The sequence below is a fragment of the Salinarimonas sp. genome, from assembly GCF_040111675.1.
Classification (GTDB): Bacteria; Pseudomonadota; Alphaproteobacteria; order Rhizobiales; family Beijerinckiaceae; genus Salinarimonas.
On the sequence record NZ_CP157794.1, the window covers coordinates 4,978,596 to 4,995,649 of the forward strand.

At 72.8% G+C, this 17,054-nt stretch carries 19 protein-coding genes; 4 read left to right on the top strand and 15 right to left on the bottom strand.

Going from position 1 to position 17,054, the window contains the following annotated elements; translation table 11 throughout:
* Window positions 1–91: 91 nt before the first annotated feature.
* The 9 genes from ABL310_RS23070 to ABL310_RS23110 form a co-directional block, all read right to left on the bottom strand.
* Entirely contained in the window at window positions 92–1,573 is a 1,482-nt protein-coding gene (locus ABL310_RS23070) for a methyl-accepting chemotaxis protein (RefSeq protein WP_349369335.1), read from the bottom strand.
* A 167-nt stretch (window positions 1,574–1,740) separates the two neighbouring features.
* Window positions 1,741–2,478, bottom strand: coding sequence for a tRNA (guanosine(37)-N1)-methyltransferase TrmD (gene trmD, locus ABL310_RS23075; RefSeq protein WP_349369336.1), 738 nt, complete (start codon window positions 2,476–2,478; stop codon window positions 1,741–1,743).
* Window positions 2,475–3,200 carry a ribosome maturation factor RimM gene (rimM, locus tag ABL310_RS23080; protein WP_349369337.1) on the bottom strand — a complete coding sequence of 242 codons (726 nt, stop codon included), beginning with the start codon at window positions 3,198–3,200 and terminating at the stop codon, window positions 2,475–2,477. Before rimM ends, trmD begins: the two co-directional genes overlap by 4 nt.
* Window positions 3,201–3,207: 7 nt before the next feature.
* Window positions 3,208–3,582 carry a 30S ribosomal protein S16 gene (gene rpsP, locus ABL310_RS23085; protein ID WP_349369338.1) on the bottom strand — a complete coding sequence of 125 codons (375 nt, stop codon included), beginning with the start codon at window positions 3,580–3,582 and terminating at the stop codon, window positions 3,208–3,210.
* A gap of 23 nt (window positions 3,583–3,605) precedes the next feature.
* Complete coding sequence (locus ABL310_RS23090; protein ID WP_349369339.1) at window positions 3,606–4,175, bottom strand: GNAT family N-acetyltransferase; 570 nt, start codon at window positions 4,173–4,175, stop codon at window positions 3,606–3,608.
* Window positions 4,172–5,749 carry a signal recognition particle protein gene (ffh, locus tag ABL310_RS23095; protein ID WP_349372109.1) on the bottom strand — a complete coding sequence of 526 codons (1,578 nt, stop codon included), beginning with the start codon at window positions 5,747–5,749 and terminating at the stop codon, window positions 4,172–4,174. Before ffh ends, ABL310_RS23090 begins: the two co-directional genes overlap by 4 nt.
* 2 nt (window positions 5,750–5,751) lie before the next feature.
* A complete protein-coding gene (locus ABL310_RS23100; protein WP_349369340.1) occupies window positions 5,752–5,976 on the bottom strand; it encodes a glutathione S-transferase in 225 nt (74 codons plus the stop codon).
* A 198-nt stretch (window positions 5,977–6,174) separates the two neighbouring features.
* A complete protein-coding gene (locus ABL310_RS23105) occupies window positions 6,175–6,582 on the bottom strand; it encodes a type II toxin-antitoxin system VapC family toxin (protein ID WP_349369341.1) in 408 nt (135 codons plus the stop codon).
* A gap of 4 nt (window positions 6,583–6,586) precedes the next feature.
* The gene (locus ABL310_RS23110) at window positions 6,587–6,841 is read right to left on the bottom strand and encodes an AbrB/MazE/SpoVT family DNA-binding domain-containing protein (RefSeq protein WP_349369342.1); all 255 of its coding nucleotides are present in this window, start codon (window positions 6,839–6,841) and stop codon (window positions 6,587–6,589) included.
* 141 nt (window positions 6,842–6,982) lie between these two features.
* On the opposite strand from ABL310_RS23110, the gene ABL310_RS23115 reads away from it, so the two are divergent.
* A complete protein-coding gene (locus ABL310_RS23115; protein ID WP_349369343.1) occupies window positions 6,983–7,246 on the top strand; it encodes a DUF465 domain-containing protein in 264 nt (87 codons plus the stop codon).
* A 38-nt stretch (window positions 7,247–7,284) separates the two neighbouring features.
* On the opposite strand, the gene ABL310_RS23120 is transcribed toward ABL310_RS23115, so the two are convergent.
* From ABL310_RS23120 to ABL310_RS23140, 5 genes are all read right to left on the bottom strand, one after another.
* Entirely contained in the window at window positions 7,285–7,638 is a 354-nt protein-coding gene (locus ABL310_RS23120; protein WP_349369344.1) for a RidA family protein, read from the bottom strand.
* Between the two features lie 99 nt (window positions 7,639–7,737).
* Entirely contained in the window at window positions 7,738–8,649 is a 912-nt protein-coding gene (locus tag ABL310_RS23125; protein WP_349369345.1) for a diguanylate cyclase domain-containing protein, read from the bottom strand.
* 105 nt (window positions 8,650–8,754) lie between these two features.
* Window positions 8,755–9,477, bottom strand: a complete 723-nt coding sequence (locus tag ABL310_RS23130; RefSeq protein WP_349369346.1) for a nucleotidyltransferase family protein — start codon at window positions 9,475–9,477, stop codon at window positions 8,755–8,757.
* Window positions 9,474–11,063, bottom strand: a complete 1,590-nt coding sequence (tsaE, locus tag ABL310_RS23135; protein WP_349369347.1) for a tRNA (adenosine(37)-N6)-threonylcarbamoyltransferase complex ATPase subunit type 1 TsaE — start codon at window positions 11,061–11,063, stop codon at window positions 9,474–9,476. The genes ABL310_RS23130 and tsaE overlap by 4 nt, the downstream gene beginning before the upstream one ends.
* Before the next feature lie 38 nt (window positions 11,064–11,101).
* Window positions 11,102–13,609, bottom strand: coding sequence for a PAS-domain containing protein (locus ABL310_RS23140; RefSeq protein WP_349369348.1), 2,508 nt, complete (start codon window positions 13,607–13,609; stop codon window positions 11,102–11,104).
* Between the two features lie 260 nt (window positions 13,610–13,869).
* Here ABL310_RS23140 and ABL310_RS23145 point away from each other — a divergent pair, with 260 nt between their 5' ends.
* The gene (locus tag ABL310_RS23145; RefSeq protein ID WP_349369349.1) at window positions 13,870–14,604 is read left to right on the top strand and encodes an SIMPL domain-containing protein; all 735 of its coding nucleotides are present in this window, start codon (window positions 13,870–13,872) and stop codon (window positions 14,602–14,604) included.
* Window positions 14,605–14,619: 15 nt separating this feature from the next.
* Here ABL310_RS23145 and purH read toward each other — a convergent pair whose 3' ends face one another.
* Window positions 14,620–16,212, bottom strand: a complete 1,593-nt coding sequence (purH, locus tag ABL310_RS23150) for a bifunctional phosphoribosylaminoimidazolecarboxamide formyltransferase/IMP cyclohydrolase (protein ID WP_349369350.1) — start codon at window positions 16,210–16,212, stop codon at window positions 14,620–14,622.
* A gap of 46 nt (window positions 16,213–16,258) precedes the next feature.
* Between purH and ABL310_RS24935 the strand changes: the two genes are divergently transcribed.
* Both ABL310_RS24935 and ABL310_RS23155 read left to right on the top strand, forming a co-directional pair.
* Window positions 16,259–16,570 (top strand): DUF4160 domain-containing protein, encoded by a 312-nt coding sequence (locus ABL310_RS24935; RefSeq protein WP_374730349.1) that lies wholly within the window; start codon window positions 16,259–16,261, stop codon window positions 16,568–16,570.
* Window positions 16,571–17,053: a hypothetical protein gene (locus ABL310_RS23155; RefSeq protein ID WP_349369351.1), complete on the top strand. Its 483-nt coding sequence runs from the start codon at window positions 16,571–16,573 to the stop codon at window positions 17,051–17,053.
* Window position 17,054: the final 1 nt, after the last annotated feature.

The following is a 17,054-nucleotide window of genomic DNA, read 5'->3' on the forward strand; positions in this document are numbered from 1 at the left end:
GCGGCACGCGCGCTCGAAGCCGATGTCGCGGGTACGGGTCCCGGATCGGCTTCGCCGTCCGGGATGACGGACCCTCGCGCCGGACGAGCTTTCAATCCCGCGTCTTCAGGAAGCGCGCCACCTCCTCGGTGAGGCGCTTGGCCGTCGCGTCGAGGTCGCCGGCCACGCGGCGGACGTCGTCGGCCGCGCCGCCGGTGTCGCGGGCGGCGTCGTTGACGCCGCTCATGTGGTCGTTGATCTCCCGCACGGCGGCGGATTGCTCCTCGACCGCCGCGGCGATCTGGGAGGAGATCGAGGACAGGGAGCCGATCTCGGAGACGATGGTCTTGATGGCCTCCACCGTGTCCCCGGTCATGCCCTGGATCTTCTCGATCCGCATCCGGATCTCGCTCGTCGCCTTGGCGGTCTGGGTGGCGAGCTGCTTCACCTCGGCGGCGACGACGGCGAAGCCGCGCCCGGCCGCGCCGGCGCGGGCGGCCTCGATGGTGGCGTTGAGGGCGAGCAGGTTCGTCTGCGCGGCGATGCTCTCGATGGTCTCGGTGATCGAGCCGATGTCGGCGGCCTCGTGGGCGAGGGTCTGGACGACGCCGTCGGCATCGCCGGCGCGGGTGCGCGTGGCGCTCGCCATGCCGGAGGCCGAGGTCACCTGCGTCGCGATCTCGGCGATGGAGGCGGCCATCTCCTCGGTGGCGGCGCTCACCGAGGCCGCCATGGACTGCGCCCGCTCCGCGGTATTCGCCATGGACTCCGCCGAGCGTCCCGTATCCTCGGACGTGCGCGCCATGGCCGAGACCGCCTCCTCCACGCTGGCGGCGAGGCGGACGTTGTCGGTGATCACCGACCAGGTCACCATCGGCCCGAGATAGGCGCCGGCCGCGTCGCGGATGGCGGAGATCTTCAGGTTGAGCGTCTCGGGCCCGACCTTGATGTTCGAGCTCATCGGCATCGTGCTCTCGGGCTCGGAGAGCATGCGGTGCTGATGCGTCGGGCGCTTGTGGAAGACGTCGATGGAGGAGCCGAGCACCGTGTCGGCCTCGATCGGCAGATGCGCCTCGATCCGCTTCAGCGTCGCGAGGCTCGCCTTGTTGAGATAGTCGATGACGTAGGTCTGCGGGTCGCAGGTCATCACGTTGATCGGCATGTCGTCGATCATGGTCAGCAGCCGCTGTGTCTGGCGCTCGCGCTCCACCGCCTCCGTGACCACGTTCCAGGTCAGCACGGCCCAGCGATAGCGCCCGCGCGCGTCGTGGAGCGCGGTGATCTCGAGAGCGAGGTGCTCGGCGCCGAGCTCGATTCTGGCCGTGTGCGGCAGGTTCTTCGGGTCCGCCAGCATGCGCCGCTGGCGCTCGGGCGCCTTGTGGAAGACGTCGAGCGAGGCGCCGACGATCCGCTGTGGGTCGACCGGCAGCGCGTGCCGGATCGTCTCCAGCAGCGCCACCGAGCGCGGGTTGGCGTAGACGATGTCGAAGCTCGCGATCTCGCAGAGCATGACGGCGCTCGGCAGGGCGTCGGCCATGCGGCGGAAATCGACGTCGGCGGCATTGGCTTGGCGGGGCTTCAGCGCGGCGAGCATGGGCGTGCTCCGGAAGGGCTCTGGGGCGACCGCGGGGGATCGGCCGAGAACCACGCTACGCCGATGCGCTTAACGGCAGGGCCGGCGAAACGGTCTCGGCCGCGCGAGCAGGCGCGCCGAGCGGTAAACGCGCGTTAACCGATCGTCGCTGGTGAGCTCGTCGTGCCTCAGCGGCTCGCGTCGTCGTCCGGCAGGAGGTCCGGCCGGCGGGCGCGGGTGAGGGCGCGCGCCCGCTCGCGGCGCCAGCGCGCGATGGCGGCGTGGTTGCCCGACAGCAGCACGTCCGGGATCGTGCGCCCCTCCCAGTCCCGCGGGCGGGTGTAGTGCGGATATTCGAGGAGCCCGCCCTCGAAGCTCTCCTCCTCGCCCGACGCGTGCGCGCCCATCACGCCGGGGAGGAGGCGCACGACCGCGTCGAGCAGGACCATGGCGGCGATCTCGCCGCCGGAGAGCACGTAGTCGCCGATCGAGACCTCGATCAGGCCGCGGCCCTCGATCACCCGCTCGTCGACGCCCTCGAAGCGCCCGCAGACGATCAGCGCGCCGGGGCCGGCGACGAGCTCGCGCACGAAGTCCTGCCGCAGCGGCCGGCCGCGCGGGCTCATCAGCAGCCGCGGGCGCGGGTCGTCGGGGGGCGCGGCGGCGTCGAGCGCCTCGGCGAGGACGTCGGCGCGGATCACCATGCCCGGGCCGCCGCCGGCGGGCGTGTCGTCCACCGACCGATGCCGGCCGCGGCCGAAATCGCGGATGTTGCGGGCCTCGAGCGTCCAGGCGCCGCGCGCCAGCGCCTCGCCGGACAGGGAGAGCCCGAGCGGGCCCGGGAACATCTCGGGATAGAGGGTCAGCACGCTCGCGCGCCAGGGCGCCGCATCCGGCGCGGCGGCTCTCTCGCCGGGCGCGCTCACCCGCCGGCTCCGTCCGCGTCGGCGTCGCTCCCGGCCGCGGCCTTCTCCTCCTCCCGCGCCTCATCGGGCTTCGGCGGGGCGAGGAAGTCCTCCGGCGGCGCGATCACGACGTGGCCGGCGGCGACGTCGACATGCGGCGCGAAGGCCTTCGTGAAGGGCAGGTAGACGCTGGTGCGGGCGCCGGGAGGCAGGATCTCCAGCAGGTCGCCCGCCCCGAAATCCGGGACCGCGACGATGCGCCCGTAGCTGGTCCCGGCCGCGTCGCGGGCCTCGAGCCCGATCAGGTCCTCGACCAGCCACTCGTCCGGCGCGTCGGCCGAGCCGAGCGCCGCGCGCGGGGCGTAGAGCGGCAGCCGCGTGAGCGCCTCGGCCGCATTGCGGTCGGCGACGCCGTCGATGCGGGCGATCAGGATGTCCGGCGCGCCGCCGGGGGCGCGGCGGAGATCCTCGATCACGATGCGGCGGCCGTCGGCCGCGGTCAGCGGCCCGAGCCGGCCCAGCGTCAGCGGGTCCTCGGTGAAGGACTTCACCCGCACCTCGCCGCGCACGCCGTGGGCGCGGCCGAGCTCGCCGACGCGCACGCCCGAAAGCACGCTGTCGGGCGGCGGCGCGGCGGGCTCCGCGCGCGCCGGCGGCCGGCCGAGATCGGCCTGCGGCCCGCGCCCGGGAGCGCGTCCCGCCGGCCCGCGCCGCGATCCCTCTCCCCGGCGCCCGCCGCGCATCACGCGATCACGCCGAGGCTTCGCCGCCGGCGGCCTCGGCCGCCTGGGCCTCGCGCTGGGCGCGCTCGGCGGCGCGCTCCTGCGCCTTCTTGCCGGGCTTGGCCTTCTCCGGGTTGTTGCGCTCGGGGCGCTTCATCAGACCGGCCTGATCGAGGAAGCGCAGCACGCGGTCGGTGGGCTGGGCGCCCTTGGCGAGCCAGGCCTTGGCCTTCTCGACGTCGACGACGACGCGATCGGCGGCGTCCTTCGGCTTCATCGGGTCGTAGGAGCCGATGCGGTCGATGAAGCGGCCGTCGCGCGGCGAGCGGGCGTCGGCGACGACGATGCGGTAATAGGGGCGCTTCTTCGCGCCGCCGCGGGTGAGGCGGATCTTGAGGGCCATGTCTGTTCTCTCCTGGATGAGGTCTAGTGAGTCGTTTCCGATGCGCGTCGCGTCTCGGACGATGGGTCGATCGCGTCGGGTCCGGGATGGCGCCAGATGTCCATCACCTCCCCGCGCAGGTCGAACGTGCCGTCGCGCCGGGCGCCCAGACGCTGGGCGACGCGCGCGGAGGCATGGTTGTCGGGGTCGACGGACGAGATCAGCGTCGTCCACCCCAGGTCTCGATAGGCGTAGTCGCGCACCCGGCGCGCCGCCTCGGTCACGTACCCGCGGCCGCGGAAGGCCGGCAGCAGGCCCCAGCCGATCTCCGGCTCCGGCCAGCCCTCGGGGAACCACAGGCCGCAATAGCCGGCATAGGCCCTCGACGCCTTGTCCTCCAGCGCCCAGAAGCCGTAGCCGCGCAGCTGCCAATGGCCGGCATAGCCCGCCATCCGCCGCCACGCGGCGATACGGTCGTGCACGCCGCCCACGTGGCGCGCGCTCTCCTCGTCGGCGTAGAAGGCCGCGAACGGCTCGAAATCCGCCTGGCGCCAGGCGCGCAGGACGAGCCGCTCGGTCTCGAGCCGCGGGATCTCGAGCGCGACGTCGCTCACTTCTTCTTGCCTCCGAACGGGAAGCCGCCGCCGAGGCCAGGCAGGCCGCCGCCCTTCGGGCCGGGCAGGCCGGGGAGCCCCGGGGGAAGCCCCGGCGCGCCGGGCTTGCCGCCGAGACCCGGCGGCATCGGCGGCAGGCCGCCGCCTCCGCCCTGGCCCATCTTCTTCTGCATCTCCGCGATCATCTCGGGCGTGGGCTCGGGCATGCCGCCCCCCATGCCCCCGCCGCCGATGCCGAACATGTTGCCGAGCGCGGCGCCGAGCCCGCCCTTCTTGTTCTTGCCCATCATCTTCATGACGTCCGCCATCTGGCGGTGCATCTTGAGGAGCTTGTTGACGTCCTCGACCTTCACGCCCGAGCCGGCGGCGATGCGCTTCTTGCGCGAGGCCTTGAGGATGTCCGGGGTCTTGCGCTCCGCCGGCGTCATCGAATCGATGATGGCGCGCTGGCGCTTGATGATGCGGTCGTCGAGGTTGGCGCCCTCGAGCTGCTTCTTCATGGCGCCGATGCCCGGCATCATGCCCATCAGCCCGCCGAGCCCGCCGATCTTCTCCATCTGGCCGAGCTGGTCGCGCAGGTCCTCGAGGTCGAACTTGCCCTTGCGCATCTTCTCGGCGATGCGCAGCGCCTTCTCCTGGTCGAGCGTCTCCGCCGCCTTCTCGACCAGCGAGACGATGTCGCCCATGCCGAGGATGCGGTTGGCGACGCGGCTCGGGTGGAATTCCTCGAGCGCGTCGACCTTCTCGCCCGTGCCGATGAGCTTGATCGGCTTGCCGGTGACGGCGCGCATGGAGAGCGCCGCGCCGCCGCGGGAATCACCGTCCATGCGGGTGAGCACGATGCCGGTGAGGCCCATGCGGCCGTCGAAGGCGCGCGCCGTGTTGACCGCGTCCTGGCCGGTGAGGGCGTCGGCGACGAGGAGCACCTCGTGCGCGTCCACCGCCTTGCCGACGTCGGCGGCCTCCGCCATCAGCTGCTCGTCGACCGTCACGCGGCCGGCCGTGTCGAGCATGACGACGTCGTAGCCGCCGAGGCGCGCCGCCTGCATGGCGCGCTTGGCGATCTGCACGGCGCTCTGGCCCTCGACGATGGGCAGCGTGTCGACGCCGACCTGCCGGCCGAGGACGGCGAGCTGCTCCATCGCGGCGGGCCGGCGCGTGTCGAGGGAGGCCATCAGGACGCGCTTCTTCTCGCGCTCCGTCAGCCGCTTGGCGATCTTCGCGGTCGTGGTGGTCTTGCCCGAGCCCTGGAGGCCGACCATCAGGATCGGCACCGGCGGCGTGGCGCGCACGTCGATGGTCTCGGCCTCGGCGCCGAGCATCTCGACCAGCGCGTCGTTGACGATCTTGACGACCATCTGGCCCGGGGTGACCGACTTCACCACCTCGGCGCCGACCGCCCGCTCGCGCACGCGATCGGTGAAGGAGCGCACCACCTCGAGGGCGACGTCGGCCTCGAGCAGGGCGCGGCGCACCTCGCGCAGGGCCTCGTTGACGTCCGCGTCGGACAGCGAGCCGCGGCGCGTGAGGCCGTTGAGAATGCCGGAGAGGCGGTCGGACAGGCCTTCGAACATGGTCACTCGAGCCCTTTCGCGAGGAGCGGCGCGGCGTCCTCGTCGATCGCCGCGTCGAAATGCCGGGTCGCCGCCTCGAACTTGTCGCGGCAGCCGGGATTGCAGAAGCCGACGACGCGCCCGCGATAGCGCGTGAGCGAATCCGCCGCGATCGGGTCCCCCGACCACGGGCAGGTCGCGTTGACCGCGTCCTCGATCGTAAGCCGCTCGCGCGTGTCGTCCGTCATGCTCACCCCGAGCCCGATATGGGCGCAAGCGCCCCGCCTCGCCACCGCTCCCCGCCCGAAACGCAACGCCGATCGCGCCCGAGGGCGCGACGCGCTGTCGGGCGTTGACCTCCGGCCTCGCGGGACCGGTCGGCGGATGAGCGTTCGTCCAGGACGAAGAGCTGAGGGGGAGGGAGGTACAGGGGGACGGGGGGAGAGTCAAGGATGTGCGGGCGGGGTGATCAGGCGGACGTCCGGGAAGTAGCGGCGGAAGGGCTTCGGGTCGCGCGTGAGAAGCGGCCAGTTCTCCACGGCGGCGTGCGCGCCGATGAAGAAGTCGGGAATGACGCTCGTGCGGCGCCCGCCACTGGCGAGAAAGCGGCCGAACGCCTGCGCGGCGACGTGCAATGCAGCACGCGGCGTCCGCGCGAGCTGAACGCCGACCCCGGCCAGCATGTCGTCCAGCTCGTCCACCCGCTCATAACGCACGGCGAGTTCCGCGTAGACGACGTCGGTGACGTAGAGCGGGCCGGCGCTCAAGGCTTCGTCGATCCGCGCATTCGACCAGTCGCCCCACACGGGATCGTTCGTGACCAGATCGAGGACGACATTGCTGTCGACGAGCATCGGCTCAGAAGGGATCGCCGGGCGCCCGCCCGCGCGTCAGCCGCAGCAACTCGTCCGTGGAAAGGCCGGGGCCCGCGTGTCCGCGATAGCGTGCGACGCGTCGAGCGACGTCCGGGTCCACCTTCCTCAGCACGATCCGGCCATCGTCCGTGGAGTCGAAGGCGACATGACTGCCGGGCTCCAGCCCGAGCCGAGCCCGCAAGTCCGCCGGGATCGTAACGGCGCCTTCGGCCGTGACGCGGCTCGTGATCTCGCTCATGACGGTGCGCCTCGCACTTCGCTCTTGGACGCCCACAAGATGGCGTGTTCCCCCGCCCCCCGCAAGCGCCGCCCCGCCCCCCCGAACCCCACCCGCCCCCGCGTCGTTTCCCGCGAAACCCACGCCGACACGGAGGCCGCCATGGACCAGGGTCCGCATCCGCTCAACCGGGAACTCGCCGTCGATCTCGACCGGATCGAGGCCGTGCGGCGGGTCGATCCGCATTTCGACAAGATCGTCGCGCGCTACGAGGAGGTCGATCGGGAGATCGGCAGGATCGACGCCCGCGAGGAGCTGCGCACGGACGACGAGGAGAAGGTGCTGCGCGAGCACCGCGTCGTGCTGCGCGACGCCATCGCCCAGCGCCTGCGCGAAGAGGGGCCGGGCCGAGGGCGCCCGGCCTAGAGGGCGCCCGGCCTAGAGCGCGCCCGGCGCGAACGGCCTCAGACGGCCGCGGTGACGGCGATCTCGACGGTGAGGTCGGGGCGGGCGAGCTTCGCCTCGACGGTGGCGCGCGCCGGCGCGCAGCCGGGGGCGATCCAGGCGTCCCACACCGCGTTCATCTCGGCGAAGGTCGCGATGTCGGCGAGCCAGATGTTGGCGGTCAGCAGCTTCGTCTTGTCCGTGCCCGCCTTGGCGAGGAGATCGTCGATCAGGCCGAGGATCTCGCGGGTCTGGTCGGAGACCGCGCCGCCCGCCGTCTCCTTGGCCACCTGGCCGGCGGTGGCGACGACGCCGCCGTGAACGACCGCCATGGACATGCGCGGGCCGGGATCGATGCGGGTGATGTCGGACATGGATGGGGTCTCCCGAGAGTGACGTGTCGAAGGGAGCCCGTGATGGACCGGGGCGCGCGCGGGAGCAAGAGGCGCGACCGGGCGCAGGAGCGCAGGCCCTCACCCCACCCGCGCCACATGCACGTCCGAGAAGGCCGTCATCACGCGGTCTCGGCCGCCGGCCTTGGCGTCGTAGAGGGCGATGTCGGCGCGCTTGAGGAGGCCCTCGACCGTCTCTCCCTCGGACCATTCGGAAACGCCGAGGCTGGCCGTGAACTTCACCGGGCCGGTGCGTCCCTTGACACGGATCTGGGAGATCTTGCCGCGGACGAGGTTGGCGACGTCGGAGGCCTCGAGCCCCGTCCTGCCCGGGAGCGCCACCGCGAATTCCCCGCCGCCGATGCGGCCGGCGAAGCCCTTGGCGTCGCGCGCGGCCGCGGCGAAGACCTCGGCCGCGGCGCGGATCGCCGCGTCGCCGACCTCGTGGCCGTGGCCGTCGTTGATCGTCTTGAAGTGGTCGATGTCGCCCATCACCAGCGCGAGACGGCCGGTCTGGGCATGTCGGCGGGCCGCGTCGCCGAGCCGGTGCAGGAAGGCGCCGCGGTTGAGGAGATCGGTGAGCGGGTCGATCTCGGCGAGGCGGATCAGCTCGCGCTGCAGCCCCGTGAGGCGCTGGGCCGCGCGCAGGCGCGCGTTCAGCTCCTCGGCGCAGGGGGGCTTCGAGATGAAGTCGTCGGCCCCGGAATCGAGCGCCTCGGAGAGGTTGCGGGCGTTCTTCAACGACGACATCGCGATGATGTAGAGCGGCCGGCGATCCTCCGCGAGCAGGCGGGCCGACCAGCACAATTCGAAGCCGCCGATGGGCCGGGTCTCGAGGCTCGTGATCAAGGCGTCCACGCTCGGCGTGTCGGTGACGAAGGCCAGCGCCTCGCGGCTGTCGGTGAAGCTCGCGACGGTATGCCCCCTCGGCTCGAGCAGTCCGGCGATCACCTTGAGGACGACCCGGCTCGTATCCACGACGACGATGTGCATGTGCGGCGGCCCCGATTCCGCATGGAAAGCGACCAGGTAGACTTAGAGGAAGCCGCTTAAGAACGCGCTAATGCCGCTTGATAGCGCACCGAAGACCATGCGCGCTCACGTCGCGAGCGCGATCCGCGCTTCCGCCTCGCGGTGCGCCTGCGGATCGCCGACATGCAGCCACACCCCGTCGAGGCGCAGGCCGTGGAGCCGTCCGGCCCGCGACGCCCGGTCGAAGACCGGGTTGAGCGAGAACGGCCCGTCCGGCGTATCCGCGAACAGGTCCGGGGAGACCACCGCGACGCCGGCATAGGCGAAGGGCGCGACGCGCCGCTCGCCGCGGCGCGCGAGACGCCCGTCGGCGTCCATCTCGAAATCGCCGGGCCCGTCGAAGCCGATGGAGGTCGCCGTCGGCGCGAGGAGGAGCGCCACGTCCATGCGGGCCGGGTCGTAGAAATCGACGAGCCGGCCGATCTGGCTCGCCGGCCCCTCCAGCCAGACGGAATCGGTGTTGTGCACCAGGAACGGCCCGGGCCCGAGATGGGCCAGCGCCGCCTTGGCGCCGCCGCCGGTGTCGAGCAGCCGCTCGCGCTCGTCGGAGATCACGAGGGCCGGCGCGCCCTCGCGACGCGCGCAATGCGCCTCCACCAGGTCGGCGAGGTAATGCACGTTCACGACCGCCTTCTCGACGCCGGCGGCGGCGAGCCGGTCGAGGGCGTGATCGATCAAGGCCTTGCCGCCCACCCGGATCAGGGGCTTGGGCGTCGTCGTGGTGAGCGGGCGCATGCGCCGGCCGTAGCCGGCGGAGAGGACCATCGCGGTGGCGGGGCGGGGCGTCATGACGGGTCGGGGCCGGCGGGGTCGGGTTGCGCGAAGGCGGGCGCGTGCGCGGAGAACCACGCCTTCAGGCGCGCCAGCGCCGGGTGGGCGAGATTGCGGGCGAGATAGGCCTCGATCCGCGGCACGTGGGCGAGATAGGCGGGCTTGCGGTCGCGCCGCTCCAGCCGCACGAAGATGCCGAGGATCTTCGTCGCCCGCTGCGCGCCGAGCACGGCGTAGTCGCGGGCGAAGCCGGCGACGTCGAAATCCGGCTCGCGCGCCTTGCGTTCGCGCGCGTAGAGCGAGAGCAGCTTGAGCTCGAGCGCCGGCGGCACGTCGACGCGGGCGTCCTGCGCGAGCGAGACGAGGTCGTAGGCCGGATGGCCCAGCGTCGCGTCCTGGAAGTCGATCAGCCCCACCCGGGCGACGCCCTCGCGTTCGGGCAGCCAGATCAGGTTCGGCGAATGGTAGTCGCGCAGGCACCAAGTCGCCGGCGCGGCGACGACCGGCTCGAGCGCCTCCTTCCAGGCGGCGAGGAACTCGGCGCGCGCCGAGCCGGAGACCTCGTGGCCGGCATGGAAGCGGGCGTACCAGTCGATGAAGAGCTCGACCTCGATGGAGAGCGCCTGCAGGTCGTAGGGCGGGATGACGTGCTCGATCTCGTCGGCGACGGGGAGCACCTGCGGCAGCGTCGTCGTGTGGATACGGGTGAGGAGCCGCGCGGCCTCGGCGTAGCGCTCCGGCATCGGGCCGGCCGCGTCGACCACCGGCTCGGAGCCGAGATCCTCGAGGAGGAGCAGGCCCTCGTCGAGGGCCTCGCCGTAGATCTTCGGCGCGGAAAGCCCGAGCGCCCGCAGGCCGCGATCCATGGCGACGAAGGCGTGCACGCTCTCGGCGAGCCGCGCGATGGCGCTGTAGGAGCGCCCCTGCCGGATCGGCGGGCCGTCGGGGCGGCGCGGGGAGATCATCAGGACGGCCGTCTCGCCGCCGGGCTTCGACAGCCGCTCGTAGGCGCGGGTCGAGGCGTCGCCGGTCATGGGCGTGCGGCGCGCGCCGGTCCAGCCGGCGCGCTCGAGCAGCGCCTTCAGCGCGCGCGCCCGCACCAGCCGCTCGCCGAAAGCGCCGACGCCGACGAGGATCGCCACCCGCGCCTGCGCCCCGTCGGCGGAGACCACGTCGAGGGTGATGTCGAGCCGCGAGGAGCCGAGCGCCGCCGCGGCGCGGTCCGGCCACTCCACCAGCGCGACGGCGCCGTCGATCGCCTCGTCCCAGCCCATCTCGATCAGCTCGTCCGAGGAGCCGAGGCGATAGAAGTCGGCGTGGACCACGGGCGCCTTCGGCGTCTCGTAGGTCTGCATCAGGGTGAAGGTCGGGCTCGGCACCTCGAGCGCGGGATCGCCGGCGAGCGCGCGGACGATGGCGCGGGCGAGCGTCGTCTTGCCCGCGCCGAGCCCGCCCGAGAGCGTGACGAGATCGCCGGGCTTGAGCTCGTCGGCGATGAAGCGCGCCATGTCGCGCGTCGCCTGCTCGTCCTCGAGCAGCATCTCCCAGACGGGTAGCCGCGGGTCGGGTCCCGGGGGGAGCCCCATCAGGCCGGTGTCGGGCATCGTGTCCTCGTTCGAGCGCGCCCCGCGCGCGAGCGCCGTCATTCCGCGGCGAGGCGCTGCGGGCCGTCCGCGGGAAAGACGCAGGTCACCGTCGTTCCCGATCCGGGCCGCGACGTCAAGGACACGCGTCCCCCGTGCAGCTCGACGAAGGAGCGCACGATGGACAGCCCGAGGCCGACGCCGCGATGGCGGGTCCCGAGCGTGTGGCTCTCGAATCGGTCGAAGACCCGCTCGACCACCTCCGGCGGGATGCCGCGCCCCTCGTCCGAGACCTCGAACACCACCTCGCCGGGGCGCTTGCGCGCGGCGAGCCGCACGGTCTGGCCCGTCTCGGAGAAGCCCACCGCATTGGACAGGAGGTTGAACAGCACCTGCCGCACGCGCTTGCCGTCGGCGACGAAGGAGCCGATGTCGTCCGGCGCGTCGACGTCGAGGACGAGCTTCTGCTCGGCGATGCGGTCGTCGAGCCCGCGCACCGCGGCCTCGATGGTCTCGCGGATGTCGACCGCCCCGGGCGAGATCTCGAGCGAGCCCGTGTCGATGGAGGCGAGGTCGAGAATGTCGTTGATGATGGCGAGCAGCGCACCCGAGGAGCGCATGATCAGCCCGGCATATTCGCGCTGGCGCTCGTTGAGGCCGCCCACCGTCTCGTCGCCGAGGAGCTGGGCGAAGCCGATGATCGTCGTGAGCGGCGAGCGCAGCTCGTAGGAGACGTGGTGGACGAAGTCCTCGCGCAGGCGCGCGGCGACCTCGAGGGCCTCGTTCTTCTCGATGAGCGCCCGCTCGACGTTGACGCTCGCCGTGACGTCGACGAAGGCGATCAGCGTCGCGCCGTCCGGCAGCGGCTGGACGGCGCAGTCGAGGTGCAGGCCGTCGCGGCGCGCGAGCCGCAGCGCGAGCTCGGTGCGCGCCTCGGCGTCGCCGGCGATCGCCCCGCGGATGCGCGACCAGGCTTCGTCGTCGGGCGCGAGCGCGCGGCAGGTCTGGACGACGCTCTCCAGATGCGGCTCGTCGCCGGCCTCGGGCTCGGGCAGGCGCCAGAGCGCGCGGAAGGCGCGGTTGGCGAGCTTGAGCCGGCCGTCGGAGCCGAAGACGGCGACGCCCTCCTCCAGCGCGTCGAGCGTCTCGCCCTGAACGCGCATGAGGGCGTTGTATCGGCTCTCGAGCGAGATGTGCTCGGAGACGTCGTCGAACAGATAGGTCAGCCCGCCCTGCGGGTTGGGGTTGGCGACGACGTGGAGGGTGCGCCGGTCGGGCAGGTGCCACCAGGTCTCCTGAGGCTCGATGGCGCGGTAGCTCGCGAGCACGTCCGCCTTCCAGCGCCGCCAGTCCGCCTGCTCGGGCAGGCGGCGCTCGGCGCGCAGCCGATCGAGGATCTCGCCCTCCGAGGGGCCGCTCTCCAGGAAGGCGCGGTCGAGGCCCCAGAGCGCGCGATAGGCGGAATTGTGGAAGACGAGCTTCTGGCGCGCGTCGAAGATGGCGACCGCGTTCGGCAGGTGGTCGAGGGTGCGCACGTGCGCCTGCATCTGGCGCTGGAGGTCGCTCTTCACCTCCTCGAGCTCGGTGACGTCCACCGCGATGCCGACGAAGCCGCCGGGCGAGGGCGTCTCGGCCACGTCCAGCGTGCGGCGCGCGCCGGCGACGATGGCGGTCGCGCGACTGGCGAACGGCGTGCGCGCCGCGCGCGCCTGCGCGGCCTCGTCGCGCTCGGCGCGATCGAGCAGCTCCAGCCCGCGGGCGCGGGCGTCGTCGAGGTCCTGCGCCTCCACGGCGGCGAGCCAGGCGGGGTTGGCCCAGGCGATGCGGCCGTCGCCGTCGCGCAGCCAGACCGGCTGGGTCATGCCTTCGAGCAGCGCGCGCAGGTTCCGCAGGTCGTCGTTCTGGCGCACCAGCGTCTCGCGGGCGCGCAGGAGCTCGAGCCTATCGCCGGTGACGTCGCGCAGGCGCAGGATCGCCTGGCCGCCGAGCGCGCGGCCCTGCGCGTCGACGAACCGGTCGCGCTGCGTGCGCAGCGTCATCCGGAAGGCCTCGCCCCGCTCGCGCAGGCGGGCCAGCGCGTTGTCGAGGGCGCCGGCGTCGGCGGGGCCGAGCCAGGAGCCGAAGGCGAGGAGCCGCCGGCCGGCGGCGGCGGCGCCGAGCGCGTTCGGGTCGCCGTCGACGCGCGGCTCGGCGTCGCGACCGTCCCAGGAGACGACGATCTGGCTCTCGGCCCCGATCACGGTCTCGGCCCGGTCGGCGGCGGCGCGCAGGTCGGCGAGCTCGGCGCGCAGGCCGGCTTCGCGCGCGGTCCAGCGGCGCTGCTCGACCCGGTGGAACAGGGCCGTGGTCAGCGCGAAGATCAGGGAGCCGGCGACGAAGGCGAAGCTGATGGCGTTCTGCGGGTCGAGCCGGGCCGCGAGGCCGCCGAGGTCGAGGGCGGCCGCGGGCGTGGCCAGGAACGGGCTCGCCAGCGCGCCGGCGAGGGCGGTGGTCGCGAGCGCCGCGCGTCGCGCCGGGGCGCCGCCGCGCGCGCGCTCTCGCCCGTTATGCCCGTGACCCTCGTCCATCCGCCGCATCGCCCCCGTCCGTCCACGCGCGCGCCCTCCCGGAAAGCCGGGCGATCGGGGCGACGCTGCACGATTCGCACGCAGTTTAACCGTCCCTCGACTCCGCCAGGAAGAGGGTTAAGAGCGGATTAAGCCGACTGTCGCCGGAAGGACTCACGCGGTAGGACGCAGCTGCCGCAACCGCACGCACCGCCGGCGCGCCTCGCATCGGCCACAAAGCCGGCCAGGATGTCGCAGCGTCTCGTCGAGAAAGGCCCGTCATGCGCTTCATCACCCTCCCCGCCCTCGCCGCTCTCGTGGCGGCGTCCCTCGCCCTCGCGCCGCTCGCGGGTCCGGCTCGCGCGCAGGACGCGACCGCGCCCGGGCGCATCGCCGTGACCGGGATGGGCGAGGTCGAGCGCGCGCCGGACTTCGCGCGCGTCTTCGTCTCGGTGACGAACCGGGGCGAGACCGTCGCCGCGGTGGTCGAGGCCAATCGCGTCGCCACCGAGGAGGCGCTCGCCGCCATCGAAGCCCGCGGCGTGGCGCGCGAGGACGTGCTCACCGCCAATTTCCAGGTCTACGAGACCCCGCAGGAATTCGATCGCGACGGCGAGCCCCGCGCCGTGCCGCCCTACACGGCGACGCACCAGCTGCAGATCGTGCTGCGCGAGATCGACGCCGTGGGCGCGTTCGCCGGCGAGATCCTGGCGCTCGACGCCATGACCTTTCAGTCGATCGCCTGGGGGCTCGAGCGCTCGGAAGAGGCGGAGGAGGAGGCCATGCGCCGCGCCGTCGCCGACGCGCGGCGGCAGGCGGAGGTCCTGGCGGACGCCGCCGGCGTGCCGCTCGGCGCGATCCGCCGCATCGGCGACGGCTCCGTGGACGGCGGGCCGCGGCCGGAGATGGACCGCATGATGATGCGCGCCGCCGCGGCCCCGGCCGTGCCGATCGTGCCGCCCGCTCAGCTGACCTTCACCGCGCGGGTCGGGATGGAGTGGACGATCGGCGAGTGAGGCGCGGGACGCCCCTCAATGGCGGAAGTGGCGGGTGCCCGTGAACACCATGGCGAGCCCCGCCTCGTCGGCCGCGGCGATCACGTCGGGGTCGCGCACGGAGCCGCCGGGCTGGATCACGGCGGTGGCGCCCGCCTCGGCCGCCGCGAGGAGCCCGTCCGGGAAGGGGAAGAAGGCGTCGGAGGCGACGACCGAGCCCTTGGCGAGGCTCTCCGGGATGTTCAGCGCGCGGGCCGCCTCCGCCGCCTTCCAGGCCGCGATGCGCGAGCTGTCGACCCGGCTCATCTGCCCGGCGCCCACGCCCACCGTCGCGCCGTCGCGGGCGTAGACGATGGCGTTCGACTTGACGTGCTTGGCCACCCGGAAGGCGAAGGCGAGGTCCGCCATCTCCCGCGCCGTCGGCTGGCGCCTGGTGACGACGTTCAGGGTCATGTCGGCGACGACGGCGTCGTCGCGCTCCTGCACCAGGAGCCCGCCGGCGACGGTGCGCACGCAGAGCCCCTTGGCCCGCGGGTCGGGCAGGCCGCCGGCGAGGAGGAGCCGCAGGTTCTTCTTCGCGCCGACGATCTCGATCGCCTCCGGCGTGGCGTCGGGCGCGATGATCACCTCGGTGAAGACCTCCACGATCCTCGCCGCCGCCTCGGCGTCGAGCGTGCGGTTCGTCGCGACGATGCCGCCGAAGGCCGAGACCGGGTCGCAGGCGAGCGCCCGGGCGTAGGCGTCCGCCAGGGTCGCGCCGGTGGCGACGCCGCACGGATTGGCGTGCTTGACGATGACCACCGCCGCGCTTTCGGCCGGGTCGAATTCGCCGACGCATTCGTAGGCGGCGTCGGTGTCGTTGATGTTGTTGTAGGACAGCGTCTTGCCCTGCACCTGCCGCGCCGTGGCGACGCCGGGGCGGTCCTCGCCGGTGCGGTAGAAGGCCGCCTTCTGGTGCGGGTTCTCGCCGTAGCGCATGGCCTGGGCGAGGGTCCCGCCGAGGGCGCGATAGGTCGGCGCCTCGACCTCGAGCGCGTCCGCGAGCCAGTTCGAGATCGCCGCGTCGTAGGCGGCCGTGCGGGCGTAGGCCTTCTGGGCCAGGCGCTTGCGCAGGGTGTAGGTGGTGGCGCCCTCGTGCTCGGAAAGCTCGGCCAGGATCGCCTCGTAATCGGCCGGGTCGACCACCACCGCGACGCTCTCGTGGTTCTTGGCGCCGGCGCGGATCATGGCCGGGCCGCCGATGTCGATGTTCTCGACGAGCGCCGCGTAATCGCCGCCCGCGGCGAGCGTCGCCTCGAACGGGTAGAGATTGACGACGAGGAGATCGATCTCGACGATCCCGTGCGCCAGCATCGCCGCCTGATGCTCCGGATTGTCGCGCAGGCCGAGCAGGCCGCCGTGCACCTTCGGATGCAGCGTCTTGACGCGCCCGTCCATCATCTCCGGAAAGCCGGTGAGGTCGGACACTTCCTGGACAGTGAGCCCCGCCTCCGCGAGCGCGCGATGCGTGCCCCCGGTGGAGACCAGCGCCACCCCGCGCTCGGCGAGGGCGCGGGCGAAGTCGACGACGCCGGTCTTGTCGGAAACGGAGATCAGCGCGCGCGTGACGCGCTCCTTGCGAGTGGGCATGACGGACGGGTCCCGCGGGGTGTGAAGCGATCCGCGGGCGGTTAGCATGTTTGAGGGGCGGGGGGAACCGGGGGAGGGGCGGGGGGAACCGGGGGAGAGGCGGCCTTACCGGGGGCGCGCAGCTGGCGCTGGTGCACCTCATGCACTATACTCCAGCAGCAAGGGGGCCCGAGACGATCGATGCCGACCATCGGAGGCGCCTCCGCACTTTCACGTGCTGAGCGCCGAGAGCAGCGCGAAGATCCGGATCGACACGCTGGAAGTCCTGGCCGGGCGCATGAAGCGGACCGAGCACGCGCGGGTCATCGCGTGGGCCTCGCGAACCGGGCCCTGCTCGCGCAGACGTGGAGAGAGCTGAATGAGCGCGACCGACGCCGACATGATCGAGGTCGGTGAGCCCCTGCCCCGCATCGCCGCCGTCACGCCCGAGCGGGGACGGCGCATCACGGTGAACTGGGCCGGGGGCGGACGCCGAACGGTGGACCTCGCACCGTTGATCTTCACGTATCGATTCTACCGACGGCTCCGCGACGACGATGCGCTGTTCGCCAGCGTACACCCGACCGACGGCGGAGCGGCCATCGCCTGGGGGGCGGACGACGCCATCGACATGGATGCGTCATCGGTGGCGCGGCTCGCCGAAGAGACGATGGAGCCCGCGGACTTCGTCGCATTCATGAAACGGCACGGCCTGACCTACGACGCCGCGGCTGCACAGCTCGGGATCAGCCGGCGTCTCGTCGCTTACTATGCGGCGGAACGCGAGGCGCCCCGTCCTATCGCGCTCGCCTGCGCGTATCTGGATTCCGTGCTGCCGACACGCGATGGCGCGTCCGCCTAGC

What these genes read in the sequence shown, in the direction of transcription:
- rpsP (WP_349369338.1), bottom strand. Translation starts at nt 3,582, where the DNA reads ATGGCCCTCAAGATCCGCCTCACCCGCGGCGGCGCGAAGAAGCGCCCC.
- ABL310_RS23105 (WP_349369341.1), bottom strand. Translation starts at nt 6,582, where the DNA reads ATGCTCGTCGACAGCAATGTCGTCCTCGATCTGGTCACGAACGATCCC.
- ABL310_RS24935 (WP_374730349.1), top strand. Translation starts at nt 16,259, where the DNA reads ATGTTTGAGGGGCGGGGGGAACCGGGGGAGGGGCGGGGGGAACCGGGG.
- purH (WP_349369350.1), bottom strand. Translation starts at nt 16,212, where the DNA reads ATGCCCACTCGCAAGGAGCGCGTCACGCGCGCGCTGATCTCCGTTTCC.
- ABL310_RS23155 (WP_349369351.1), top strand. Translation starts at nt 16,571, where the DNA reads ATGAGCGCGACCGACGCCGACATGATCGAGGTCGGTGAGCCCCTGCCC.
- ABL310_RS23100 (WP_349369340.1), bottom strand. Translation starts at nt 5,976, where the DNA reads ATGACGGACGACACGCGCGAGCGGCTTACGATCGAGGACGCGGTCAAC.
- rimM (WP_349369337.1), bottom strand. Translation starts at nt 3,200, where the DNA reads ATGCGCGGCGGGCGCCGGGGAGAGGGATCGCGGCGCGGGCCGGCGGGA.
- ABL310_RS23145 (WP_349369349.1), top strand. Translation starts at nt 13,870, where the DNA reads ATGCGCTTCATCACCCTCCCCGCCCTCGCCGCTCTCGTGGCGGCGTCC.
- ABL310_RS23130 (WP_349369346.1), bottom strand. Translation starts at nt 9,477, where the DNA reads ATGACGCCCCGCCCCGCCACCGCGATGGTCCTCTCCGCCGGCTACGGC.
- ABL310_RS23070 (WP_349369335.1), bottom strand. Translation starts at nt 1,573, where the DNA reads ATGCTCGCCGCGCTGAAGCCCCGCCAAGCCAATGCCGCCGACGTCGAT.
- ffh (WP_349372109.1), bottom strand. Translation starts at nt 5,749, where the DNA reads ATGTTCGAAGGCCTGTCCGACCGCCTCTCCGGCATTCTCAACGGCCTC.
- tsaE (WP_349369347.1), bottom strand. Translation starts at nt 11,063, where the DNA reads ATGCCCGACACCGGCCTGATGGGGCTCCCCCCGGGACCCGACCCGCGG.
- ABL310_RS23140 (WP_349369348.1), bottom strand. Translation starts at nt 13,609, where the DNA reads ATGGACGAGGGTCACGGGCATAACGGGCGAGAGCGCGCGCGCGGCGGC.
- ABL310_RS23125 (WP_349369345.1), bottom strand. Translation starts at nt 8,649, where the DNA reads ATGCACATCGTCGTCGTGGATACGAGCCGGGTCGTCCTCAAGGTGATC.
- ABL310_RS23120 (WP_349369344.1), bottom strand. Translation starts at nt 7,638, where the DNA reads ATGTCCGACATCACCCGCATCGATCCCGGCCCGCGCATGTCCATGGCG.
- ABL310_RS23115 (WP_349369343.1), top strand. Translation starts at nt 6,983, where the DNA reads ATGGACCAGGGTCCGCATCCGCTCAACCGGGAACTCGCCGTCGATCTC.
- ABL310_RS23110 (WP_349369342.1), bottom strand. Translation starts at nt 6,841, where the DNA reads ATGAGCGAGATCACGAGCCGCGTCACGGCCGAAGGCGCCGTTACGATC.